The sequence below is a fragment of the Bradyrhizobium yuanmingense genome (genome assembly GCF_025200905.1).
Classification (GTDB): Bacteria; Pseudomonadota; Alphaproteobacteria; order Rhizobiales; family Xanthobacteraceae; genus Bradyrhizobium; species Bradyrhizobium yuanmingense.
In genome coordinates, this window is sequence record NZ_CP104173.1 from 1,164,187 (window position 1) to 1,186,585 (window position 22,399).

Here is a 22,399-nt window from a genome sequence, read left to right on the forward strand (position 1 = left end):
CTCCGTCATTGCGAGCGCAGCGAAGCAATCCTGAGTCTTTCCGCGGAGGCGGTCTGGATTGCTTCGTCGCAAGGGCTCCTCGCAATGACGGCGCGTGTCGTTACCTAGAACTTGAAGTTCGCGAACGCCCTGACGCCGATGCCGGGCAACAGCACCTGGTCCTTGTTGAAGGAGACGGCATTGCGGATATTCTCGTTCAACAGGTTGTTGCCGACGAGCCCGACATGCATCTCGCGCGCGCCGAACCAACGTTGATCGAGCTGCGTTTTGTAGCTGACCTCGGCCCTTAGCAGGTTGTAGCCGGGCGTCGGCGTCTCCGCGATCGGTGCGATGTCGTTTTGCGCGAACGCGTGCAGCAGGTTGATCCGGGCAAACCATTCGGCGTCGCGATAGTACACACCACCGCCCAGCCGCTGGGGCGGAATGCGTGGCACGTTAGTGCCGTCGTCGAAGGTCGCGCGCACGATGTCGTATTGACCCTCGATGCCCCAGATCCCGTTCCAGACCGGCATCACGTCGTACTGGAACTGGAATTCGCCGCCACGAAATGTCGCGTCGCGCTGCGAATAGACCGCCTGATTCAGTTCGAGGCCCGCGCCAAGCTGGCAAACGCCGTCCTCGCACGTGTTGCCCGTCAGGCGGCGGTAGATGAAACCGTTGAACTTGGTGTAGTAGCCGGTGATTTCGAAGCGAAGCGGACCTACCGCCCGTCGCAGTCCCGCCTCGACCGACTTGGCGGTCTCGATGCCGAGATTGGGATTGCCTATGTCGAAAGTGGTGGTGGCATCGTGGCCGCCGCGCGAGAACAATTCCGCCGGTTTCGGCGCGCGCTCGACATATTGGCCGGTGACGCTGGCGACCAGATCCCAGGGAAGGCTGTGGATCAGGCCGATGCTCCCGCTCACCGGCGTGAAGTTGCGGTTGACCGCCGTTGCGGGGCCGATCGCGGCCGGATCGGCGGCGAGGTCGAACACATCGGGGACGAAGGCCGGCGCCGTGCCGCTCAACCTTGCGCTCTCGACGCGTCCGGCGATCTGAGCCTTGGTGGCTTCGCTGAACTTGAACTCATTGAAGATGTACCCGGCGACCTTTGTGTTCTTGTTCGGATCGAACAGTCCGTTGATCGGGCTGCCTGGATCGTCCGGACTCGGCGCGGTCAGCTTCTGGTGCGACGCCTGAACGCCCACAGCGGTGGTCAGCGCAGCAAAGCGGACGTCGAACGGCGCAAGCTGCACCTCGACGCGGCCTTCCTGTTCCTTGTTGGTGAAGGTTTGTCTCACGCCGAGGGAGCCGAGGTCAGCGGAGTCGGCGAGCCCGACCTCATCGTGCTTATAGTCGGTGGCGCTGGCCCAGAACCGGATCGCATCGATCGCCGCCGCGTCCGGCCGATACTCGCCTTTTGTCGTGAACTTCGTTTGTCGTCCGTCGATCCGCGTCAGGAACTCGCTGCCCTCGATACCGGGAATGTGATAGAGCGCGTTGTGCTGCGTGATCGCCGCGCCCACGTAGCCGCCGTCGAAGATGTAGGAGCCGCCGACAGATCCGCCGTAGGCCTGCGATGCCGAATTCGGCTGGCGTCCGTTGAACGGCAGCGTCGGGTCGGTCAAGAACGGATAGCTCGGGATGTTGTAGTCGCCGGCCTTGCGGCCAAAGGCATCGGCGTGGAAGGCAAAGTTGCCGCCGCCGGCGTCGAGCAGCACGGCACCTTCGGTCCCGCGATCGACCGAAGTTACGGCCGTCCGTGTTTCCGCGGTGATGCAGCCCGGCGATCCCACGTTTGCCAGGGGTGCCTTGGTCGGGAGTCCGTAAGTCGGGAAGGGCGCCGTGCAGGACGGCAAGGCATCCGGAATTCGATTGTTGGTTGCGCTGACCACGCCGCCGATCGCGGTGGAGCCGTAGCGCAGCGTCGCCGGTCCGCGGATGACCTCGACCTGGGTGGCTGCCAGCGGATCAATCGGCACGAAGTGATCCTCGCCGAGATCGGACGCGCCGTTGCTGCCCGTTCCGTTCTCGATAATGCCGACCCGGTTGGTGTCGAGCCCGCGAATGATCGGGCGGCTGGATGCGCCGGGTGCGTATTCAGAGCCGGTGATGCCGGGCTTGGAGAACAGGAGATCGCCGAGCGTGCCGCCGCCGTTGCGCCGAATCTCCTCGTTCGGCACCACGGTGACGGTCGCGAATTGATCGGTCACAACAGGCAGCACGCCTTGCTGGGGCGCGGCGGACACGGGAGCTGCCGGTGCCGCTTCAGCCGCCTGCTCGCGGCTGCGCACCCGCGCGGTCCGCGTGCCGCGGCCTGCGTTGCGGGTCGGCACCACTGCTCTGCGTACGATCGGGCTCGGCGCCGTTACGGTGATAGCGGGGAGTTCGGTTGACGATTTGTCTTGTGCCGGCTGTTGTGCCGGTCGTTGTGCCGAGTCCTGGGCGAACGCGGATGTAGCGGCGGCGCCGAGCAGGAGCAGGCTTGCTCCGCCAAGGCGCTGCGCGCGTCGCAATTGAGATGACATGGTCCTGATTCCACTCAGGCGCCGTCCGGATGATGCTCTGCTGATCGGAGGCGGCCTGCCGTCGCGACGCGACGGAATTCGACTTCAACTTCTCCCAGGCACTTGCCGATGTGCGGCGAGGCTGGGCGTGATCAAGCGTTGGAGTCAGGACGCAGGAGGGGCGCGCGGCTGGAACGCCGTGCCGGCCGATGTCAGATGAGCGAACTCGGCGTCGAGGCTGCGCCTGAGCAGCTCGATCGCCTGCGGTAGCAGCAGCACGGGCGGCGTCGCCGACACGATCGCACCCGCCATCGCAATGATGGCGCAGATGGCGCAACTCTCGTCGCGCGAATGCTCGCGGTCGGGACTTGAGGGCGATTGCTTCTCGACGGCGGCGCCGTCGGTCGCTGCAACGTCCTTGGCGCCGCCTTCGATGTGCTGGACCGATGATTGAGCAAAAGGCGCGGCCTGCGCGAACCAATGGCTGTGGCCGAACGTCAGCGCGAGCTGCACCAGCATCGCGAACAACGCGAGCCGGGCGCCGTGCCTGCTATTCGACCGGAACCACTTCATCTGGAAAACGCCACCCCACACCGAGGCGTCAATCCCAGGACGCCGCGATGTTATAGTATAACATCGCCCGACCGGTTCACCGATGTCAACGGCGGGGGGATCGGCGCATGCAAGCCGCCAAGCCGATGTGTCGTTCGGGCAACTACCGCCCCTCGCGCACCCAGGTCGCCGCGAATGCGCCGAGCAGCAGCAGCAGGCCGATCAGGCCGGAGAAGATCGGCAGCACGCCGACGCCCTTGACCACGCTGGCATCGCGCATCCGCACGCCCATCCAGCCGTCGCCGTGGAACATGCCGACCGAGCGCACCGGCAGGATGCGCGGCAGCTCGACGCTTGAGCCAGAGGCCACGCGCACGGCATCTCCGCCGGTCGCCTGTGTCAGCGGCTTCAACGTATCGACCGTGGAGGTGACTTCCGAAAATTCCTTCGGATTGGTCGGGCCGACATTGATCAGCGCTTTCAGCGTGCCGTCGGTCGCCTGCCACAGGCCGAGCTCGCTCGCCGGCAGGCTGGCGCGCCACTCGCCGGGATCGCCGGCGCTCAGCGTCAGATCCTGCGACACGCCCGACGGCGAGGTCACGCTGACGGGCTGGACGCTGTCCGCCATGGTCTGACGCACCACGACGAGGTCCTTGCCCTGCACCTGGAGGCGCAACGCCTCCTCGTCGAGATCAGGCTGCTTCATCAGCCAGTGCGACATCCGCCTGAGCAGGTCGAGATGCGGACCGCCGCCCTCATAGCCGCGCGCCCACAGCCAGATGTGGTCGGACAGCAGAAGCGCGACGCGGCCCTCGCCGAAGCGCGACAGGAACAGCAGGGGCTTGCCATCGACGCCGGTCATCACGGGCGGGTTGACCGCATTGCGGGTATCGACGGTGCGGAAGAACCGGCTCCAGCGCGGCGGCTCGCTGGCGGAGCCTTCCAGCCCGCGCGTGACGGGATGGCGTTTGCCGAGGTCGGACAGATGCGCATAGAACGGCTTCTCGGTGACGCCGACGGGTTCGGCCGGCAGCACCGAATCGAGCGGCGTGCGCCAGATGCTGCTGTTCGAGGCATAGTCGGGGCCGGCCGAGACCAGCACGGCGCCGCCTGCACGCACGTAACGCGCCATGTTCTCGAAATAGGGGATCGGCAGCACGCCCTGGCGGGCATAGCGGTCGAAGATGATCAGCTGGAATTCGTTGATCTTCTGCTGGAACAGCTCGCGGGTCGGAAACGCGATCAGCGACAATTCGTTGATCGGCGTGCCGTCCTGCTTCTCCGGCGGGCGCAGAATGGTGAAATGCACGAGGTCGACGCTGGCGTCGGACTTGAGCAGATTGCGCCAGGTGCGCTCGCCCGAATGCGGCTCGCCCGAGACCAGGAGCACGCGCAGCTTGTCGCGCACGCCGTCGATGGCGACGACGGCGCGATTGTTCACCGGCGTCAATTCGCGTTCGAGCGGCGAGGCTTCGATCTCGACGATGTTCGGCCCGGCATGCTTGATGTCGACGTCGACGCTCGCGGCCTGGCCGCTGGAGAGCGTGCGCTCGTTGATGACCTCGCCGTCGCGGCGGACCGTGACCCTGGCGCGCTCGCCGGTGACACCCTGGTCGTCGAGGCGGTAGGAGATGGTCTGGCTCTGCCCGACGATGCCAAAGCGCGGCGCGGCGGTGATCGCGATGCGGCGGTCGCGCTCGTCCTTCTGGCCCGTGACCAGCGCGTGCACCGGCGCCTGGAAGCCGAGCGCGGCGGCGTTCGCGGGAATGTCGTGGACGCGGCCGTCGGTGATCAGGAACGCGCCGGCGACGCGGTCGACCGGGACGTCCGCCAAGGCCGAGGCCAGCGCGCCGAACAGCTTGGTGCCGTCGGTCTCGCCGTCGGCCTGTCCGGCTTCGACGACACGGACCTCGAGGCCCTTGATCTTCTTCAGGCTGTCGACCAGCGCCTCCTGCGCTTGCGCAGCTTCGCGATTGCGGTTGCCGAAGTTCTGGCTCGGGCTCTTGTCGACAACAACAGTGGCGACCGAGGTAAGGGGATCGCGGTCCTCGCGGGTGAAGGAGGGATTGGCGAGCGCCAGCAGGAACAGCGCCAGCGCGGCCACGCGCACCGCGGCCCCGCGCGCGCGCGCCACCAGCAGCACGAGCGCGACAATGACGATCGCGGCGAGCGCGAGCCACAGCACGATGGTAGGAACAAGCGGTGTGAACGCGATACCGTAGTTCATGTCGATCCTATTGCCCCAGCCGTTCGATCAGCGCCGGAGCGTGCACCTGGTCGGCTTTGTAGTTGCCGGTCAGCGTGTACATCACGATGTTGGCGCCGGCGCGGTAGGCGAATTCGCGCTGGCGGGGGTCGCCGCCGGTCACCGGCAGCATGGCCTGTCCGTCGGGCCGCACCGCCCAGGCGCCGGCCAGGTCGTTCGAGGTGATGATGATTGGGGAGACGCCGTCGCCGCCGCGTGCCGGCCGTTGCGCGCTCTCATCGTCGTCTTCGCGCGGCAAGGTCTCGACCCAGGTCTGGCCGGCAGTGAAGCGGCCGGGGAAGTCGCGCAGCAGATAGAAGGTCTTGGTCAGCACATGCTCGCGCGGCACCGGCTCGAGCTCGGGCACGTCGAGCGAGGACAGGATCTCGCGCAGCGTCTGCATCGCTGGGGTCTGCGCCGCGCCGTTGGCGCCGGGCGGCGCCTCGATCGCGTCGCGGGTGTCGAACAGCACGGTGCCGCCCTGCTTCATGTAGACGTCGATCTTGTTGATGGCGTCCTGCGGCGGCTTCGGCGCGCCCGGCACGATCGGCCAGTAGATCAGCGGGAAGAACGCGAGCTCGTCGCGCGCGGGATCGACGCCGACGGGATCACCGGCCTCGAGCGCCGTGCGCTGGGCCAGGAACAGCGTCAGCCCGTTCATTCCCGCCTTGACGATGGAATCGACATCCGCATTGCCCGTGACGACATAGGCGAGGCGGGTCTGCGACACCGACTTCATCGCGAACTCGTCCGTGACGCCGTCGGCGCGCGACGGCGCCGGCGAGAGCGCCGCGAATCCCGCGAGCAGGGCGAGCACGATCATCGCGGGCGCGGCGCGGCGGCGCAGCAGCGCGGCAATGCCGCCGCCGAGCACCGCGATGATGATGGCGTCGATCAGGAACAGCGCGAGCGCCGTCGACAGCAGCCAGCCGCGCAAGTCGCGCGGCTCGGCATTGGTGTAGGTGGCGTGCCGGGCACGCAGGCTCGCGGTGTTCAGGGCGGCGATGCGGTCGGCGCTGGCAAGCGTGTTCACGGCGAGCGGTCCTTCTGCCGGGCCGTAGAAGCCGGGCGGATGATCTGATGTGGCGCGGTCGCGGTAATCCGCAGGAAGCGGCTTGGCCGTCGCGGGCGGCGGACCAAACGCGCCAAATCCGTCGAGGATGTGCAGCGGCGCCACGGTCTCAGTGGTCGCTTCGCCGGCAACGCCAGCGCCGGGCTTCGCGGTGTAGCCGGACATGTCGACCACCCGCCGCAGCATTTCGACGAAGGTGCCCGACATCGGTAAGTCAGACCAGCGCATGTCGGCGCTGACGTGGAACAGGCTGACGAGGCCCTTGCCGCGATGCTCGCCTGTGACGAGCGGGGTGCCGTCTTCCAGCGAGGCCCAGCTCTTGGTGGCGAGCACGGCGTCGGGCTCGGCCAGCACCTGCCGGCTCACGGTGACGTCCTTCGGCACTGCGACCCCGGCGAACGGACCGTCGGCGGCGAAGGAGGCGAGATGCTGCGGCTTCTCCCAGGTCAGGCTGCCGCCGAGCGTGCGGCCGCCCTTGCGCAGCTTGACCGGCACGAGGTCGTCCTCCGCCTGTGCCAGCCGGGGCCCAGCGAACCGCACCAGCACGCCGCCCTGGTCGACCCAGGCATTGAGGCGTTCGCGCAGCTCGGGGGCGATGGTGCCGACATCGGCGAGGATGATCATCGGCAGCTTCTGGTCGAGAAACTGCGTGATGCCCTGCTGCGGCGAGCCCTTGTCGGCGAGCCGGACGTCGGCGAACGGCGCCAGCGCGCGGGTGAGATAGAAGGTCGGCGCCAGCAGTGGCTGCGCGGTCTCGCTGGTCGCGCCCGAGATGATGCCGATGGCGCGGCGGCGCCAGCGCTTGTCGAGCAGCTGCACCGCGCCGGCCGAGCGCTCGCCGGAGATTTCGAGCCGCGTGATGTCGTTGCGCAGCTCGACCGGCAGGTCGAACGCCGCCTCGGTTTCCTTGTCCTGCGGGCCGAACGAATAGCGCGCTTCGCCGATCGGCGACGCCTTCTGGTCCAGCGCGCGTACCGTGCCGACCGCAATCCCGCCGTCGGTGCGCAGCACCTTCACCGTCATCTTCGCTGCGGCATTCTCGGCGGCGACCAGGGCCAACGGCGAGGAGGTGCCGCCTTGGAACACGGTCAGGCTGCGATCGCCGATGGTCTTGCCGAGGCCGGCCACGAAGTCCTCGCCGCGGCCGGTGTCGACGCCGTCCGAGAGCCAGGCGATCTCGCAGTCGCCGGTGACCTTGAGGAAACGGTCGACCGCGGCCAGCGTCTCGACGCGATCGATCGAATAGGGCTTTGGCGCCAGCTGCCGCAGCGCGACGCGCGCCGCACCCGCCGGCATCAGGGTGATGTCGCGGTTCGGCTCGGACAGCGGCACCAGCGCGATGCCGCGGCCGTCATTGTCGGCATTGGCGATAAGCTCGTCGGCGGTCCTGATCCTGACGTCCCAGTGCGATGCGGCGCTCCAGCCGTCGTCGAACATGATCATCAGCGGCGCCTTGCTGCCGGCGATGCCCGTTTGCGGATTCCAGATCGGGCCGGCGGCGGCGAAGATCACCAGCGCGGCGGCGAGCAGGCGAAGCGCGGTCAGCCACCACGGCGTCCGTGAGGGCGTCTCTTCGCGCGGCGTGATGTCGAACAACAGCCGCGTCGGCGGAAACTCGATGCGGCGCGGCCGCGGCGGCATCACGCGCAGGAGCCACCACAGCACGGGCAGGCTGAGGAGGCCGATCAGGAGCAGCGGTTGCGTGAAGGCGAGCGGCAATCCCATCATGCGGCCGGCCCCGCCTTGATCGTCGTGGTGCGTGCGCCGGACTTGCTCACCTGCATGCCCGCATGCAGGAACAGCAAGAGCTCGGCGGCGGAGCGGTCGGTCGCGTGCGTCGTGAACAGCCAGTCGAGCTTGTTGGTCTCGGCACGGATCTGGTCGCGGTGCAGCGCGAGGCGCGCGGTGTAGTCCTGCGCCCAGCTCTCGGCGCGGCCGGCGGTGATCACGCCGAAGCCTTCGGGCTCGACGAACTCGACGCGGCCGGAATAGGGGAACGATTCCTCGGCAGGATCGACCACCTGCACCATCGTGCCATGCGCGCCGGAGCTGGACAGCCCGGCGAGCGTCGTCCTGATCTCGGCGATCGGCGACCAGAAATCCGACAGCACGATGATCTCGGCCAGCGCCGCCGGAACGAAGGATGGCGGCAGGCTCAGTCGGTCTGCATCGTCATGCAGCATCGCCTGCGCCATCCTGTCGATGACGCTGCGGCTTGCGGTCGGCGCCATCAGCCCGGGAATGCCGACGCGCTCGCCGCCGGCGACGAGCAGCTCGGCCAGTGCGAAGGCGACGATCAGCGTCCGCTCGAGCTTGGACTCGCGCGCGGTCTTCGAGGCGAACGCCATCGAGGGCGAGCGGTCCGGCCAGATCCAGACCGTGTGCGAGGCTTCCCATTCCAGCTCGCGCACGTAGAGATGGTCGTCGCGCGCCGAGCGGCGCCAGTCGACGTTCTGCGACGGTTCGCCCGAGACGAAGCGGCGGTACTGCCAGAAGTTTTCGCCCGAGCCGGCGCGGCGCCGTCCATGCAGGCCGTGGATGACGTTGGCGGCGATGCGGCGGGCCTCGAGCACCAGGCGCGGCAACGAAGCGGCGAGCGTGCGGCTTTCGCCATCGGCACGTCGGATCGCCAATATCTCCTTCGCTGCCCGCCCGTTCTCCGCTGCCATCAACCGATCCGTGTCTTCAATTGCCGGATCACGTCCGGAATCGTGCGGCCTTCGGCGCGCGCCTGGAACGTCAACGCCATGCGGTGCTTCAGCACGGGCTCGGCAAGGTCGAGCACGTCGTCGATCGAGGGCGCCAGGCGCCCGTCGATCAGCGCACGCGCGCGCACCGCCAGCATCAGGGATTGGCTGGCGCGCGGGCCGGGACCCCAGGCAATGAACTTGCCGGCTTCGCCGGAGTCCGGACCCGGGCGGGCCGAGCGCACCAGCGAGAGAATTGCTTCCACCACGGAATCGCCGACCGGCAGGCGCCGGATCAGGCGCTGCGCGGTGATCAGCGCATCGGGCGTCATCGCGCCCTTGGCCAGAGTCTCCTCCGCGCCCGTGGTTTCAAACAGGATGCGGCGCTCGGCATCGCGGTCGGGATAGTCGACGTCGATCTCCATCAGGAAGCGGTCGAGCTGGGCTTCGGGCAGCGGATAGGTGCCTTCCTGCTCCAGCGGGTTCTGCGTCGCGAGCACGTGGAAGGGTTTCGGCAGATCGTGACGCGCGCCGGCGACGGTGATGTGCTGCTCCTGCATCGCTTGCAACAACGCCGATTGCGTGCGCGGGCTGGCGCGGTTGATCTCGTCGGCCATCAGGAGCTGCGCGAACACGGGACCGGCAATGAAGCGGAAGGCGCGCCTTCCCGCGGTGCTCTCGTCCAGCACTTCGGCGCCGAGAATGTCGGAAGGCATCAAATCGGGCGTGAACTGGATGCGCTTGGCGTCGAGACCGAGCGTGACGCCGAGCGTCTCGACCAGCTTGGTCTTGGCAAGGCCCGGCACGCCGATCAGGAGCGCATGGCCGCCGGAGAGAATGGTGACCAGCGTGTTCTCGATCACGCGATCCTGGCCGAAGATGACCGAGGCGATCGCGTCCTTGGCCGCGCGAACCTGGCTCGACACCTGCTCGGCCGAACGGACGATCCCGTCCTCGAGTTTCTCGACACTCTCCGCCATTCGCTTGCTCCTTCAGCCTGTGCAACGCGGCTTGCTTGCATCGTCAGCCTGTCACGTCAGGTCATCACGCCAGATCATGGGCCCCATGCTAGACTTGCAGGAAGGCCATGTATTCGTTGAATTAACCTATCCCCACCTTATCGGCTTCGGGGTATGTACGGCATCACGAAGTGGCGACCTCCACACCGGGCTATTCCGGATGGAACCGCGCACCTAAGTACAACGTAGACCTGCACCAATCGTGCCAATCACAAAGTCAGGGCAAACCATGGCGAACCAAGGGCAGAGCGCCGATCGGGGTCTCGAGGGACTGACTGCCGCCGCCAAAAGCGCTGCCAATGCCGAAGGCGCCAAGAAAGGCCTGCCTCCGGTGCATCTGTGGAATCCGCCGTTTTGCGGCGATCTCGACATCCGAATCGCCTCCGATGGTACTTGGTTCTACATGGGGACGCCAATCGGGCGTCCCGCCCTGGTGCGGCTGTTTTCGACCATTCTCAAGCGCGAGGGCGACAAGCATTTCCTGGTCACGCCGGTGGAGAAGGTCGGCATCCGCGTCGACGATGCGCCGTTCATGGCGGTCGAGATGCAGAAGGACGGCGAGGGCAGCCATCGCGTGCTGCACTTCCGCACCAATGTCGACGACTGGGTCACCTGCGACGCGGCGCACCGGCTGCGCTTCGAGCAGGCGGAGGATGGCGGGCTGACGCCCTATCTGCACGTCCGCGCGGACCTCTGGGCCAAGGTGACGCGCGCGCTCTATTACGATCTGGTTGACATGGGTGAGGAGCGGATGGTCGATGGCCAGCCGATGTTCGGTGTCGAGTCGGCCGGCGAGTTCTTCGCCATGGCCGATGCGGAGCAGGTGAGGGCGGCGCTTTGAATTTGAACAACCCTATCCTGACGAACGAGCCGGTCGCGCTTGGCGCTGCGGATTTCTTCGCCCGCTCCAAGGCGAGGCTCGGCTTCGACGTGCCGCCCGGCCTCTATGATCCCAACATCATCCCCGCCTCGGGCGATCCCGGCACCGACAAGATGCTCGAGATCATCGCGCGCGAGCAGCCGGTGCGTCCCGCAGCGGTCCTGATCGCGGTGGTCGACCATCCCGAGCCCACCATCCTGCTGACGCAGCGCTCGGCGCATCTCAACGACCATGCCGGCCAGATCGCCTTTCCCGGCGGCAAGATCGACGCGATCGATGCCTCGCCGCTCGATGCGGCGCTGCGCGAGGCCGAGGAGGAGGTCGGGCTGGCACGCGACTTCGTCGAGCCGCTCGGCTATCTCGATCTCTACGGCACCGCCTTCGGCTTCCGCATCCTGCCGACGGTGGCGAAGGTCAGGCCGGGCTTTTCGCTCAGCATCAACCATTCCGAGGTTGATGATGCCTTCGAGGTGCCGCTATCCTTCCTGATGAATCCGGTGAACCACCAGGTGCACAGCAAGGAATTCCGCGGCACGCCGCGATCCTATTACGCGATGCCGTTCGCGGAACGCTACATCTGGGGGGCGACGGCGGGCATGCTGCGTGTGCTGTATGAGCGGATCTATTCGTCATGATCCGGACGGTTCTGACCGAGATCGGAATCTTCCTCATCCCCTTTGCCGTCTATGCGCTGTTCCTGGCGGCGACGCGGTCCGGTGTGTTCGCACGCTCCTCATGGCCGGTCGCGATCGTCGCGCGTCTTGCGCTGGTGGCGATCGTGCTGGTCATCGCCGGCCTCATCGGCTTGGCGGAGTTCTCCGGCGCGCCGCCGGATTCGACCTACGTCCCCGCCCATATCGAGGACGGCAAGCTCGTGCCGGGCACGGAAAAGTAGGGGCGGGTCCATGAGCGCGGAGCCTTTACTCGCCGATGCGCCCTGGCTGACCGCAGGCGGCACCGCGCGCGTCCTGGCGCTGCTCGGCACCGATGGCGAGGAGGCGCGGGTGGTCGGCGGCGCCGTGCGCAACGCGCTGCTCGGTCTTGCGCCGGGTGACATCGACATCGCGACCACGGCGCTGCCCGACGAGGTGATACGGCGGGCCAAGGCTGCCGGCATCAAGAGCGTGCCGACCGGCATCGACCACGGCACCGTCACGCTGGTGATCGATGCCCACCCCTATGAAGTCACGACGCTGCGCGAGGACACCGAGACCTTCGGCCGCAAGGCCAAGGTCGCGTTCGGCCGCGACTGGGTGAAGGATGCCGAGCGGCGCGACTTCACCATGAACGGCCTGTCGGTCGATGCACGCGGTGTGGTTTACGATTATGTCGGCGGCATCAACGACGCCAAAGCGCGGCGCGTGCGCTTCATCGGCGATCCCGACCAGCGCATCGCCGAGGATTACTTACGCATCCTGCGCTTCTTCCGCATCCATGCCGCCTTCGGCGCCGGCGATCCCGACCCGGACGGCTATCTCGCCTGCATCCGCCGACGCGCGGGCCTGGCCAGCCTGTCGGCCGAGCGGGTGCGCATGGAGATGCTCAAGCTGCTGGTCGCCGGTGGTGCGGCTGCGGCCGTGCGAGCCATGGCCGAGGGCGGATTGCTGCAGGCGTTGACTGGCGGCGTCGTCTATACGGGTCCCCTGGACACGATGATCGCGATCGAGCGCGAGCTCGGCCTCAGCCCCAGCAGCACGCGGCGCTTGGCCGCGCTCTCGGTCGCCGTCACCGAAGACGCCAAGCGCCTCGCCGTGCGCCTGCGGCTCTCCAATGCCGAGGCCAAGGCGCTGGATTCGATGGGGCACCGCTGGTGGCGCCTCGCCACCAAGGACGAAGCCAATGCACGGCGCTTGCTGTACCGGCTCGGGCCCGAGAGCTATCACGATCGCGTATTGCTTGGCTGGGCACGCAACGGCGGCGACGTCACCTCGATACGCTGGCGCGCGCTTGCCGAGCTGCCGCAGCGCTGGACCGCGCCGAAATTTCCGCTGAAGGCCGCCGATTTCATCGCCCGAGGTCTCGCCGAAGGACCTGCGCTCGGCCATGTGTTGGCGCTCGCCGAAGACGCTTGGCTCGCGGCGGATTTCCCGCTGGAAGAAGCCGCGCTCGCCGCGCTCGCCGATCAAGCCGTGGCCCGCATCAGAGGCGGCCAGAAAGATTGACCATCGTCTCAGGCTTCGCCGATATCTCGCTTCTGCAGCTTCTGCTGGTCGCAACTATGGCGTTGTTTGCATCGATCATCGGCGGTCTCGCCGGCTACGGCACCGGGGCCCTGATGCCCTTGGTGCTGGTGCCGCTGGTCGGGGCCGAGCCCGTCGTGCCGATCATCGCGATCTCCGCGATGCTGACCAACGCGAGCCGCGCGCTTGCCTATGTCCGCCATGCCGACCGCCGCCGCGTGCTGATCGTGCTGGCCTGCGCCGCGCTGACCACCGCACTCGGCGCCTACGGCTATACGCGCCTCACCAATGCCGGCGCCGCGCTCGTGATCGGCACCATGCTGATCCTGAGCGTGCCGCTGCGCCGCGTGCTCCGCCGGCGCGATGTCAGGATCGGCGACGCCGGCCTTGCCGCCGGCTCGGTCGGCTATGGCGTCCTGGTCGGCGGCACCTCGGGCTCCGGCGTGATCCTGCTCTCGCTGTTGATGGCCGCAGGGCTCGAAGGCGCCGCGGTGATTGCGACCGACGCGATGATCTCGCTCGGCACCGGCCTCATCAAGATCTCGGTATTCGGCCTCGCCGGCGCCGTCACCGCGCAGGTGCTCGCCTTGGCGCTGCTAATCGGTGGCATGGCCGTGCCCGGCGCGTTCCTGGCCAAGGCCTTCGTCGAACGGATGCCGGTGCAGATTCACACGGCGATCCTCGATGCCGCCGTGATCACCGGCGGGCTGGTGATGATCTCGGCAGCCGCGAGGCAGCTCGTGGTCTAACGACGCCGGCTGAAATGGCGTTCTTGGCGTCTGAGGAGCATCTGATGTCGCGAAAATCTGGCGGCGTCGCGTCAGGCGAACTTCGCGCGCACAAACCGTGTTCCGCAGTTCCACGCTGTGTCGCCGACGCTACAGCAATATTGCGAGACCACCTCTATACCTTGGCTTAAGCGGTGCCGCCTTGTCACGCGCACAGCGTTCGAGGGAAGTCATGAAATCCATTGTCTCCAAATCCATCGTCTCTGCTGCCCTTCTGGCCTCGGCTGTGTGTCTCTCCCACGCCGCCTCCGCGGCCGATCTTGCCAGGGCCTACACCAAGGCGCCGCCCGCGCCGGTCGCATTCAGCTGGACCGGTTTTTACGCCGGCGTGCATGGCGGTTATGGCTGGAGCGATCCGACCGCGACCTTCGATCCCGGCGCGCTCGCAACCGGGACGGTGCCCGGCTATGTCGTCACGGGCGGGACTGGGCCGTTCACCCTGGATGTGAGCCCCAAGGGCGGATTCGGCGGCGGCCAAATCGGCTATAACTGGCAGTCCGGCACGTTCGTGTATGGTCTGGAAGCGGATGTCAGCGGCGCTGCCATCAGGGAAACGGCGAGCCGCCCCTTCAGCGTCACCGGAACGATCGGCGGCGACAATGGCGCCTTCACCGGCGTGTTCAATCTCAAGCAGGAAATCGATGTCTTCGGCACGATCCGCGGACGTCTCGGATACGCGGCGAACAATGTGCTGATCTACGGTACCGGTGGCTTCGCCTGGGGCCACGTCAAGAACAGCATCTTCACCTCCAATCTCGCCACGCCGAATATCGCCAATTTCAACGGCTTCTTCCCGGCCCTGACGCGAAGCGCGTCATCGTCCGACGTCCAGGTCGGCTTCTCCGCGGGTGGCGGCATTGAATGGGCTTTCGACCCGCGCTGGACGTTCAAGGCCGAGTACATCTACATCAATCTCGGAAAGTCGAACGGCAATGCTCTTGCATTCCCCGGAGCGTCCTTCACGGACACCGAGGTTCAGCTTCATACAGCCAAGGGCGGCATCAACTATCGGTTCTGATCCGATCGGCATCAGCTCGTAGGGATGGGTTTCGCCGTTGCGAAACCCATCCTTGTGCCACTCCCGGCGTCGCAGCAGTCTCGTATTGTGATTCAGCTCGTGCTAACCGGCGCAGCTCGTCTTGCAAACGCGGACCAGACTGCTGCTTGTCCAGGGAGACGCCATGAAAGCACCCGCAAATCTCGCCGAGAAGCTCGCAACCTTTACTGATCGCTTCTCCCCGCGCACGGTGGCGACCTATAACGACAACGACATCATGGTGGCCAAGCTTGAGGGGCCGTTTCATTGGCACAAGCACGAGGACACGGACGACTTCTTTCTCGTGCTCAGCGGGACGCTCGACATCGAGCTGCGGGACCGCACGGTCACCCTCAACCCCGGCGAGGTTTTTGTCGTGCCGAAAGGCGTTGAGCACCGGCCGGTGGCGCGTGGGGAAGTGCACATCCTCTTGATCGAACCGACGGGGACGCCGAATTCCGGAGACAGGGCCACGGCGGCGCCTCGTATCCTCGTCTGATCAACCCCGCGCCCGTCATCAAGGGAAGCGCTCGGCTCTCACGAGAATGTAGGCCGAAAAGTGCCTACTCCTCGTCATCATCTTCGTCTTCGTCGTCCTCGTCGTCTTCTTCCACCTGCACGAGCACGGCGAGCGGCAGCGTCTCGCGGAACAGGTCGCCTTCCATGCCCATCCACAGGCACAGCGCCTCGTTCTCCTTCACCTCCGCGACGGTCAGCGGCTGACCGCCGGATTTCAGCATCACGACATCGCCGGCCTTCAGATCCATGGATTGTCCTTTCGGGTTGATCGACGCGGCCGACGCTAACAGGCCGTCATGACAGGCCGATCACGCCGGCTGCCGGTGCCGGAAGGTGTCTCCGCGCTACGGCTCAGCTGCGCTCGCTCGTGACCGGCTGGTTCGGCAGGCACTGGTTGCTGAAATAGCCGATGGCATCGCGCGCGAGCGGAACATGGCAGAAGAAGCCGGTGGGGCGGTATCGCACCCTGATGCGATCCAGCTGCGCCATGGTCAGCGTCATGAACGCGTCCAGCCGGCGGGCCTGAAGCTGTAGCCTGTGCTCATTGCTGTCGCGTGGTTTGTCGAGCTTGCGATCGTTCGGCACGTCGTTGCCGGAGGCCGGAGCTTGCAACGCATTCGGCCCGCCGCGGAGCACCTCGAAGCAATGGTGCATCACCAGGACGTGGTGCTTGGCGCTCCACCAGTTGATGGTCACGACCTTCTGCAACGCATCGATCTCGCCATCCGCGCGCCTGGCACAGAGGTTGACGTAGGATTTGAGCCCATTGGCCGTCGGGTCGTTGCACAATTCGTCGCTGGGGCGTCCGGGATCGGCGCCATTGAAGATCGCACCCTTGAACTGCGGAAGGTTGGCGTCGGAATCGCAATCGAAATTGTACTTGGTGAGCAGCGTTGCCGTCAGGGGATCCTGGTCAAGCGTGTGCTCTGCGGCCGGGTCGCGCCCGAGGTCGCTGGGCCAGTCGATGTAGATCTCCGCCTTGCGCGCAAAGATGGCGCCGTTCCGCCGCAGCGACGTGCGCGCCTTCCAATAGTCCGAGAACGAGCCGAATGTCTTGGAGTCCACCGGAATGAAAGCGGGGCTTGCCTGCGCCTTCAGCGAGCCGAACTGCTCGCGCAGCATGGTCTCCTGCTGGATCTGCACGTCGGCGAAGGCGTCCGAGATCTCGAGGAAGGTGTCGGTCGCCTTCTGCATGTCCGCCTTGGCCTGCTCGCCGACCTTCTGTTCATAGGAATTCAGGTACTGGAAATATCCGCCCAGGAAGCCGGTCAGCAGGGTCACGGCCGTCAGTCCCTTGGTGACCGAGAGGCGGCTGTCCCAGGATTGAATTCTCTGCCAGATACCCGCCGCCTTCACCGGGGATCGCGTGCGCGCTGCCTGCTTCGGAAGGTCCTGCTCCATTGTCGCCTCCAACTCGCCACGCCCCATGGCACGAGGCTACCGCAATCCCGGATTGCGGCTTGTGAAGCATTTCACTTCAAGTAAGGCAGGCGGGCTGCCGGATGTCGGGCGGCGGTAGCTCCTCGATCGAACGGGGAGGGTGTCTGGACCACCTCCCGCGATGCGAACGTCGCCTTGAATTCGCGGTCGGCATCGCCTAGTTTTTCGGCGTGCCGCACGGTGTCCGCCACCATCTTCGTCAACTCGCCAGAACGGCCATGTTCGTGGCGATATCCGCGTTTGTGCTTCAGGCGGCCCTGATCTCGGTCTCGCAGGCGCAGGCGGCTGTTGGCGCCATTCCGATGCCGTCCGTCACGCTCAGCGGTTCCCTGCATTTCCACGATCAATTGGCCGGCCACGTGCATTCCCACGCCGGCGACGACGCGGAAGGCCACGTCCATGACGGGCCGGATCACGATGAGGACGGCACTCCCGGCGTGGCCTGGGACATGTTTGGCACCTCGATCGCCTCAGCGCAGGTCGTTCACCTGCTCAGCGTCTTCGAAGTGCTCGGCGCCATGGACCTGCCGCTCGCGCGGGCCATTGTCGGGGTGCGCCCCGACGGACTCGTCCGGCCACCAAGTACCTTCAGCATCGCGTAGTCCCGGCGGCGCTTCGGTCGCCGCCTTTTCGCATGTCTGAAGGATCTTTCGATGTTGATGAATCAGCGCTGCCCGAAAGGGCGGCTCGCAGCTCTTGGGCTGGCTGGCGCTTTTTGGTTGGCGAGCCTGGTCTTTGGCTTGTGGGGCGCCTTTGGCCATGAGGGGCACGATCACGGCGACGCCGAAAAGACGGCGGTCGTGTCCTCAGCCTATCCGAGGATTGCCGCGCGCTCCGAGCTCTACGAAGTCGTCGGCATCCTGAAGGACGGCAGGCTGTCCGTCTTCATCGATGATGCCGCGACGAACGAGCCGGTCTCGGACGCCGCCTTGCAGGTCACGATCGGCGATTCCGCCCCGATCGAGGCATCGAGCCAGGAGGACGGCGTCTACACCGCCGCGATTCCGAACGGCACACCGTCCGGATCGGTCGAGGTGATCTTCTCGATCAACGCTAGCAGGGGAAATGATCTGCTGGTCGACTCGTTCATACCGCGTGCAGAGGCCCGGCCCGCAGAGCAGAAGCACGAGCCCGGCTGGCTTCTCTCGACCCGAGCCGCCATCGGCGCGTCCGTGCTCGCCGCTTTGGGCTTCGGCGGTCTCTTCGCCTATTGGAAGCGGCGTGGCCGCTTCATGGCGGCCTCGATGTCCGCGGTGTTGGCGGGGGCTTTCGTCATTCTCGCCTCCGTCATGTTCGGCGAGGGCCGGACCAGTGCAACGCAACCAAATCCGCCTGATGTTCCCGCGCTGAGCGATGCCCCGCGCCGCCTGCAAGACGGCACCGTCTTCGCGGCCAAGCCGACGCAGCGTCTGCTCGAGGTACGAACCGCTGCAGCCGAGCCGCAGACGATTCATCCCGCCGTCACCCTGATCGGCCGCGTCATGGCCGACCCCAACCGCAGCAGCATCGTGCAGAGCATCTACGGCGGCCGCGTGGTTCCCGGCGATGACGGCATCCCCCGCATCGGGCAAACCGTCCGCAAGGGCGATCTGCTCATCCGGATCGAGCCGCATCTGCCAATCGCCGACCGCACGACGATCCTCGAGAAGGTCGGCGAGATCGAACAGCTGATGGCGATCACGGACAACAAGCTGCGGCGTCTCCGGCCGCTGGCCGAACGCGGCGCGGTGCCGCAAGGGCAGGTCAACGACCTCGAAAGCGAATTGGAGGGTCTGCGGGCGCGCCGCGAGACCGTTCGCAATTCGCGCACCGGCTTCGAGGAGCTGCGGGCATCGACCGATGGCATCATCACCGCAGCCAAGGTCGCGCCGGGCCAGGTCATACAGCCCCAAGACGTCCTGTTTCAGATCGCGGACCCAAGCAGTCTTTGGGTCGAGGCGCTCGCCTATGACGAAATCGGCTTGAAGCAGCCTGAAGCCGCAACGGCAATGGCTCCGAACGGGCAGCAGATTGCGCTGAGCTTCGTCGGGACGAGCCGGGCGCTGCGCCAGCATGCGTCCGTGGTTCAGTTCGCCATTCCGGAGCCACCAGCAGGTCTCAACATCGGTCAGCCGTTGAATGTGATGGTCCAGGCCGGAGCGCCCGTGTCTGGCCTGGTCGTGCCGCGCAATGCCGTCGTTCGAAGCGGCAACGGTGAGAATATCGTTTGGCTGCACACAGAGCCCGAGCGCTTCGAGCCGAGGCCGGTTCGCGTGGTGCCGGTGGACGCAGCCCGCGTGATTGTGGCCGCCGGTGTCAACGAAGGCGAACATATCGTCGTGCGCGGCACCGACCTCATCAACCAGATCCGGTAGCCGACCATGTTCAAGCTCATCGTCCAGACAAGCTTGCGCAATCGCCTATTCGTGCTGGCGGTCGCCGCCGTCCTGGTCGGCTACGGCCTGTTCGTCCTGCCGAGCGTTTCGGTCGACGTCCTGCCTGACATCAACCGCCCAACCGTCAACATCCTGACCGAGGCAGAGGGGCTGGCGCCCCAGGAGGTCGAACAGCTGGTGACGTTCCCGATCGAGACGTCGATGAACGGCATGCCCGGCGTCATTCGCGTGCGCTCGGTCTCGGGCGTTGGTCTGTCGGTCGTCTATGTCGAGTTCGACTGGGGCGTCGAAATCTACCACGCCCGGCAATTCGTCTCCGAGCGGCTGGCGCTGATCCGCGAGCAATTGCCGTCCGCGGTCAATCCCCAGATGGGCCCGGTGACCTCGATCATGGGCGAGATCATGCTGATCGCGCTGACGAGCGATGGCACGGCTTCACCCATGGACGTGCGCGAGATCGCCGACTTCGTCGTCCGACCGCAACTCCTCGCCATTCCCGGCGTCGCCCAGGTGATACCCATCGGCGGCGAGGTCCGCCAATATCGCGTGACGCCGAACGTCGCCACCATGCAGGCACTCGGCGTCACCCATGATCAGATCGAGCAGGCGGTCGCAAGGTTCGGCACCAACAGCGGCGGCGGCTTCGTCGACCAGCATGGCCGCGAATATCTGATCCGCAATGTCGGTCTCACCAGGCGTATCGAGGACCTCCGCAACACCGTCGTCGTCAACCGCGGAGAGCAGCCGATCCTGCTGAAGCAGATTGCCTCTGTGGATTTTGCCGCGCGGACCAAGCGCGGTGACGCAGGATATAACGGCAAGCCCGCTGTCATCGTCAGCGTCATGAAGCAACCGGCTGCGGATACCGTAGCACTGACGCGCAATGTCGAATCAACGCTGCGGGAGCTGCAACGCACCATGCGCGGGGGCATCAGCGTCACCAACGTGCAGTTCCGGCAGGCGACCTTCATCGAGACCTCGATCGGCAATGTCGAGCGCGTCCTGATCGAGGCCGCGATCGTCGTCGCAATAGTCCTGTTCGTCTTCCTGATGAACGGTCGCGCCGCGTTCGTCTCGCTGACGGCCATTCCAATATCGATCCTGGTGACGGTCCTGGTGTTTCGCGCCTTCGGCCTCACGATCAACACCATGACGCTGGGCGGCCTCGCCATCGCGATCGGCGAGCTGGTCGACGATGCCGTCGTGGACGTCGAAAACATCCTGCGGCGCCTGCGGGAGAACGCCGCGTCGAGCACGCCGCGCCCTGTTCTCGACGTGATCTCCGGCGCGAGCCAGGAGGTTCGTTCCAGCATCGTCTATGCAACGATGATCATCGTCCTCGTCTTTGTGCCGCTGTTCGCCCTTCCGGGAATCGAAGGGCGGCTGTTCACGCCGCTTGGCGTGGCCTATGTGGTCTCAATCCTGGCTTCGCTGCTGACCTCGATCACGGTGACGCCGGTGCTGTCCTATTATCTGCTTTCGGGACGAGCTCATTCAGGTGACCGCGAGAGCTTTGTCGTCACGAAGCTGAAGCAGGCCAATCGGCGGGTGCTCGGCTGGGCCTTCCAGCGGCAGGGTTTGGTGCTGGTCTTCGTCGCCGCTGCGGTCGCGGTGGCAGGCTATGCCGCGAGCCAGATGCCCCGCAGCTTTCTTCCTCCTTTCAACGAGGGGACGCTGGTCCTGTCGCTGCAGTACAATCCAGGCATTTCGCTCGCGGAATCCAACCGTCTTGGCCTATTGGCGGAGCAGTTGCTCGCAAAGGTGCCCGAGGTGAAATCGGTCGGACGGCGCACCGGCCGCGCCGAACTGGATGAACACGCCGAAGGCGTGCACTACAGCGAGGTCGATGTCGATCTCACACCGTCCAAGCGCCAGAAGGCGGACATCTATGCGAGCATCCGGGAAGCCCTGTCCGCGCTGCCGGCGTCGGTGGCCATCGGACAGCCGATCAGCCACCGCCTCGATCATCTCCAGTCCGGTATTCGTGCCCAGATCGTGCTCAAGATCTTCGGCCAGGACATCGAGATGTTGCGGCGGCTGTCCGAAACGGTGCGCCAGCGTCTATCGACGATCCCGGGTCTGGTCGATCTCCAGGTCGAGAAGCAGGTGCTGATTCCGCAAGTGCGGGTTCAAATCGACCATGCTCGCGCCGCGCTTCACGGCCTGACGCCGGCTGCGGTCACCCAGGCACTCGACGCGCTGTCCAATGGCCGGAAGGTCTCCCAGATCGTCGACGGCAATCGCCGTTTCGACGTCGTGATGCGCCTGTCGGAGCAAGACCGTTCGACGACGGGACTGCACAATTTGCTCATCCCGACCGGCTCGGAGTTCGTCCCGCTGAGCGCTTTGGCCGACATCGTCGAGACAGACGGGCCGAACCAGATTCAGCGGGAGGGGACCCAGCGCAGGATCGTCGTGTACGGCAACGGGGACGGACGCCGCGACATCGCCGATATCGCGGCCGACATTCAGAGGTCGGTTCGCGAGCTCGATTTCCCGCAAGGCTACACGACCAGCCTCGAAGGCGCGTTCCAGGCCCAGCAGGAGGCGATCTGGCGCATCGGCATTCTGTCGCTGGCCTCGATGGCGATGATCTTCGTGGTCCTCTACAGCCGCTACCGGTCGATCGCACTGGCGCTGATCATCATGGGAGGTATTCCGCTCGCCCTGATCGGCAGCGTCGCCGCGCTGAAGATCTCCGGGCAGCCCTTGTCGGTGGCATCGATGATCGGCTTCATCACGCTGGCCGGCATCTCGGCGCGCAACGGGATCTTGAAGATCTCGCACTACATCAATCTCGCCATCCACGAAGGCGAGCGTTTCGGGGCCGGGCTGGTCATTCGCGGCAGCATGGAGCGCCTCAGTCCGGTGCTGATGACGGCGCTTTGCGCAGGACTAGCGCTCACGCCGCTCTTGATCGGCGCGGACGAGCCGGGCCGGGAAATCCTGCACCCGGTGGCCGTGACGATCTTCGGCGGCCTGCTCAGCGCCACGGTGCTCGACACAATCGTGACCCCGATTCTGTTTCTGATGTTCGGCCAGCAGCCGCTGCAGCGGCTGGTGGCCGGACACGCCGCAACGTTCACCCCCGCGGAAGCCTATTGATGCGCGCGGACAACC

Annotated in this window: 18 protein-coding genes; 10 read left to right on the forward strand and 8 right to left on the reverse strand. The window is 66.1% G+C overall.

Annotated features, from left to right (window positions below):
- Positions 1 to 104 precede the first annotated feature (104 nt).
- From N2605_RS05490 to N2605_RS05515, 6 genes are all read right to left on the reverse strand, one after another.
- Positions 105 to 2,507, reverse strand: coding sequence for a TonB-dependent receptor (locus N2605_RS05490; RefSeq protein WP_260346014.1), 2,403 nt, complete (start codon positions 2,505 to 2,507; stop codon positions 105 to 107).
- A 144-nt stretch (positions 2,508 to 2,651) separates the two neighbouring features.
- Positions 2,652 to 3,059, reverse strand: coding sequence for a DUF2946 family protein (locus N2605_RS05495; protein WP_036024819.1), 408 nt, complete (start codon positions 3,057 to 3,059; stop codon positions 2,652 to 2,654).
- Between the two features lie 142 nt (positions 3,060 to 3,201).
- Positions 3,202 to 5,265, reverse strand: coding sequence for a hypothetical protein (locus N2605_RS05500; RefSeq protein ID WP_260346016.1), 2,064 nt, complete (start codon positions 5,263 to 5,265; stop codon positions 3,202 to 3,204).
- Between the two features lie 7 nt (positions 5,266 to 5,272).
- Positions 5,273 to 8,083 (reverse strand): DUF4159 domain-containing protein, encoded by a 2,811-nt coding sequence (locus N2605_RS05505; protein ID WP_260346017.1) that lies wholly within the window; start codon positions 8,081 to 8,083, stop codon positions 5,273 to 5,275.
- The gene (locus tag N2605_RS05510) at positions 8,080 to 9,024 is read right to left on the reverse strand and encodes a DUF58 domain-containing protein (RefSeq protein ID WP_036013782.1); all 945 of its coding nucleotides are present in this window, start codon (positions 9,022 to 9,024) and stop codon (positions 8,080 to 8,082) included. The genes N2605_RS05505 and N2605_RS05510 overlap by 4 nt, the downstream gene beginning before the upstream one ends.
- Positions 9,024 to 10,022, reverse strand: a complete 999-nt coding sequence (locus tag N2605_RS05515; RefSeq protein WP_036013780.1) for an AAA family ATPase — start codon at positions 10,020 to 10,022, stop codon at positions 9,024 to 9,026. The genes N2605_RS05510 and N2605_RS05515 overlap by 1 nt, the downstream gene beginning before the upstream one ends.
- Before the next feature lie 268 nt (positions 10,023 to 10,290).
- On the opposite strand from N2605_RS05515, the gene N2605_RS05520 reads away from it, so the two are divergent.
- The 7 genes from N2605_RS05520 (at position 10,291) to N2605_RS05550 (ending at position 15,444) form a co-directional block, all read left to right on the forward strand.
- Positions 10,291 to 10,902, forward strand: a complete 612-nt coding sequence (locus tag N2605_RS05520) for a DUF1285 domain-containing protein (protein WP_225143183.1) — start codon at positions 10,291 to 10,293, stop codon at positions 10,900 to 10,902.
- A gap of 2 nt (positions 10,903 to 10,904) precedes the next feature.
- A complete protein-coding gene (locus tag N2605_RS05525; RefSeq protein WP_036024826.1) occupies positions 10,905 to 11,576 on the forward strand; it encodes a CoA pyrophosphatase in 672 nt (223 codons plus the stop codon).
- A complete protein-coding gene (locus N2605_RS05530) occupies positions 11,573 to 11,836 on the forward strand; it encodes a DUF6111 family protein (RefSeq protein WP_036013774.1) in 264 nt (87 codons plus the stop codon). The genes N2605_RS05525 and N2605_RS05530 overlap by 4 nt, the downstream gene beginning before the upstream one ends.
- A gap of 10 nt (positions 11,837 to 11,846) precedes the next feature.
- Positions 11,847 to 13,103 (forward strand): CCA tRNA nucleotidyltransferase, encoded by a 1,257-nt coding sequence (locus N2605_RS05535; protein ID WP_260346020.1) that lies wholly within the window; start codon positions 11,847 to 11,849, stop codon positions 13,101 to 13,103.
- A complete protein-coding gene (locus N2605_RS05540; protein WP_036013768.1) occupies positions 13,100 to 13,870 on the forward strand; it encodes a sulfite exporter TauE/SafE family protein in 771 nt (256 codons plus the stop codon). Before N2605_RS05535 ends, N2605_RS05540 begins: the two co-directional genes overlap by 4 nt.
- A gap of 211 nt (positions 13,871 to 14,081) precedes the next feature.
- Entirely contained in the window at positions 14,082 to 14,927 is an 846-nt protein-coding gene (locus tag N2605_RS05545) for an outer membrane protein (protein WP_225143179.1), read from the forward strand.
- 163 nt (positions 14,928 to 15,090) lie between these two features.
- Entirely contained in the window at positions 15,091 to 15,444 is a 354-nt protein-coding gene (locus N2605_RS05550; protein ID WP_109145945.1) for a cupin domain-containing protein, read from the forward strand.
- Positions 15,445 to 15,508: 64 nt separating this feature from the next.
- On the opposite strand, the gene N2605_RS05555 is transcribed toward N2605_RS05550, so the two are convergent.
- Together N2605_RS05555 and N2605_RS05560 are read right to left on the reverse strand one after the other, a co-directional pair.
- Entirely contained in the window at positions 15,509 to 15,712 is a 204-nt protein-coding gene (locus N2605_RS05555) for a DUF2158 domain-containing protein (RefSeq protein WP_036024831.1), read from the reverse strand.
- A gap of 103 nt (positions 15,713 to 15,815) precedes the next feature.
- On the reverse strand, positions 15,816 to 16,865 hold the full coding sequence (locus N2605_RS05560) for a hypothetical protein (RefSeq protein ID WP_128263021.1): 1,050 nt from the start codon (positions 16,863 to 16,865) through the stop codon (positions 15,816 to 15,818).
- 257 nt (positions 16,866 to 17,122) lie between these two features.
- Between N2605_RS05560 and N2605_RS05565 the strand changes: the two genes are divergently transcribed.
- The 3 genes from N2605_RS05565 to N2605_RS05575 are packed head-to-tail and all read left to right on the forward strand — an operon-like array spanning position 17,123 to position 22,384.
- Complete coding sequence (locus tag N2605_RS05565) at positions 17,123 to 17,506, forward strand: hypothetical protein (protein ID WP_225136674.1); 384 nt, start codon at positions 17,123 to 17,125, stop codon at positions 17,504 to 17,506.
- Positions 17,507 to 17,557: 51 nt separating this feature from the next.
- Entirely contained in the window at positions 17,558 to 19,258 is a 1,701-nt protein-coding gene (locus N2605_RS05570) for an efflux RND transporter periplasmic adaptor subunit (protein ID WP_260346022.1), read from the forward strand.
- Positions 19,259 to 19,264: 6 nt separating this feature from the next.
- On the forward strand, positions 19,265 to 22,384 hold the full coding sequence (locus N2605_RS05575) for an efflux RND transporter permease subunit (RefSeq protein ID WP_260346023.1): 3,120 nt from the start codon (positions 19,265 to 19,267) through the stop codon (positions 22,382 to 22,384).
- The last annotated feature ends 15 nt before the right edge of the window (positions 22,385 to 22,399 follow it).

Bases quoted from the DNA above. Each gene is read 5' to 3' on its own strand.
- N2605_RS05490 (WP_260346014.1), bottom strand. From the start codon at position 2,507: ATGTCATCTCAATTGCGACGCGCGCAGCGCCTTGGCGGAGCAAGCCTG.
- N2605_RS05495 (WP_036024819.1), bottom strand. From the start codon at position 3,059: ATGAAGTGGTTCCGGTCGAATAGCAGGCACGGCGCCCGGCTCGCGTTG.
- N2605_RS05500 (WP_260346016.1), bottom strand. From the start codon at position 5,265: ATGAACTACGGTATCGCGTTCACACCGCTTGTTCCTACCATCGTGCTG.
- N2605_RS05505 (WP_260346017.1), bottom strand. From the start codon at position 8,083: ATGATGGGATTGCCGCTCGCCTTCACGCAACCGCTGCTCCTGATCGGC.
- N2605_RS05510 (WP_036013782.1), bottom strand. From the start codon at position 9,024: ATGGCAGCGGAGAACGGGCGGGCAGCGAAGGAGATATTGGCGATCCGA.
- N2605_RS05515 (WP_036013780.1), bottom strand. From the start codon at position 10,022: ATGGCGGAGAGTGTCGAGAAACTCGAGGACGGGATCGTCCGTTCGGCC.
- N2605_RS05520 (WP_225143183.1), top strand. From the start codon at position 10,291: ATGGCGAACCAAGGGCAGAGCGCCGATCGGGGTCTCGAGGGACTGACT.
- N2605_RS05530 (WP_036013774.1), top strand. From the start codon at position 11,573: ATGATCCGGACGGTTCTGACCGAGATCGGAATCTTCCTCATCCCCTTT.
- N2605_RS05535 (WP_260346020.1), top strand. From the start codon at position 11,847: ATGAGCGCGGAGCCTTTACTCGCCGATGCGCCCTGGCTGACCGCAGGC.
- N2605_RS05545 (WP_225143179.1), top strand. From the start codon at position 14,082: ATGAAATCCATTGTCTCCAAATCCATCGTCTCTGCTGCCCTTCTGGCC.
- N2605_RS05550 (WP_109145945.1), top strand. From the start codon at position 15,091: ATGAAAGCACCCGCAAATCTCGCCGAGAAGCTCGCAACCTTTACTGAT.
- N2605_RS05555 (WP_036024831.1), bottom strand. From the start codon at position 15,712: ATGGATCTGAAGGCCGGCGATGTCGTGATGCTGAAATCCGGCGGTCAG.
- N2605_RS05560 (WP_128263021.1), bottom strand. From the start codon at position 16,865: ATGGAGCAGGACCTTCCGAAGCAGGCAGCGCGCACGCGATCCCCGGTG.
- N2605_RS05565 (WP_225136674.1), top strand. From the start codon at position 17,123: ATGTTCGTGGCGATATCCGCGTTTGTGCTTCAGGCGGCCCTGATCTCG.
- N2605_RS05570 (WP_260346022.1), top strand. From the start codon at position 17,558: ATGTTGATGAATCAGCGCTGCCCGAAAGGGCGGCTCGCAGCTCTTGGG.
- N2605_RS05575 (WP_260346023.1), top strand. From the start codon at position 19,265: ATGTTCAAGCTCATCGTCCAGACAAGCTTGCGCAATCGCCTATTCGTG.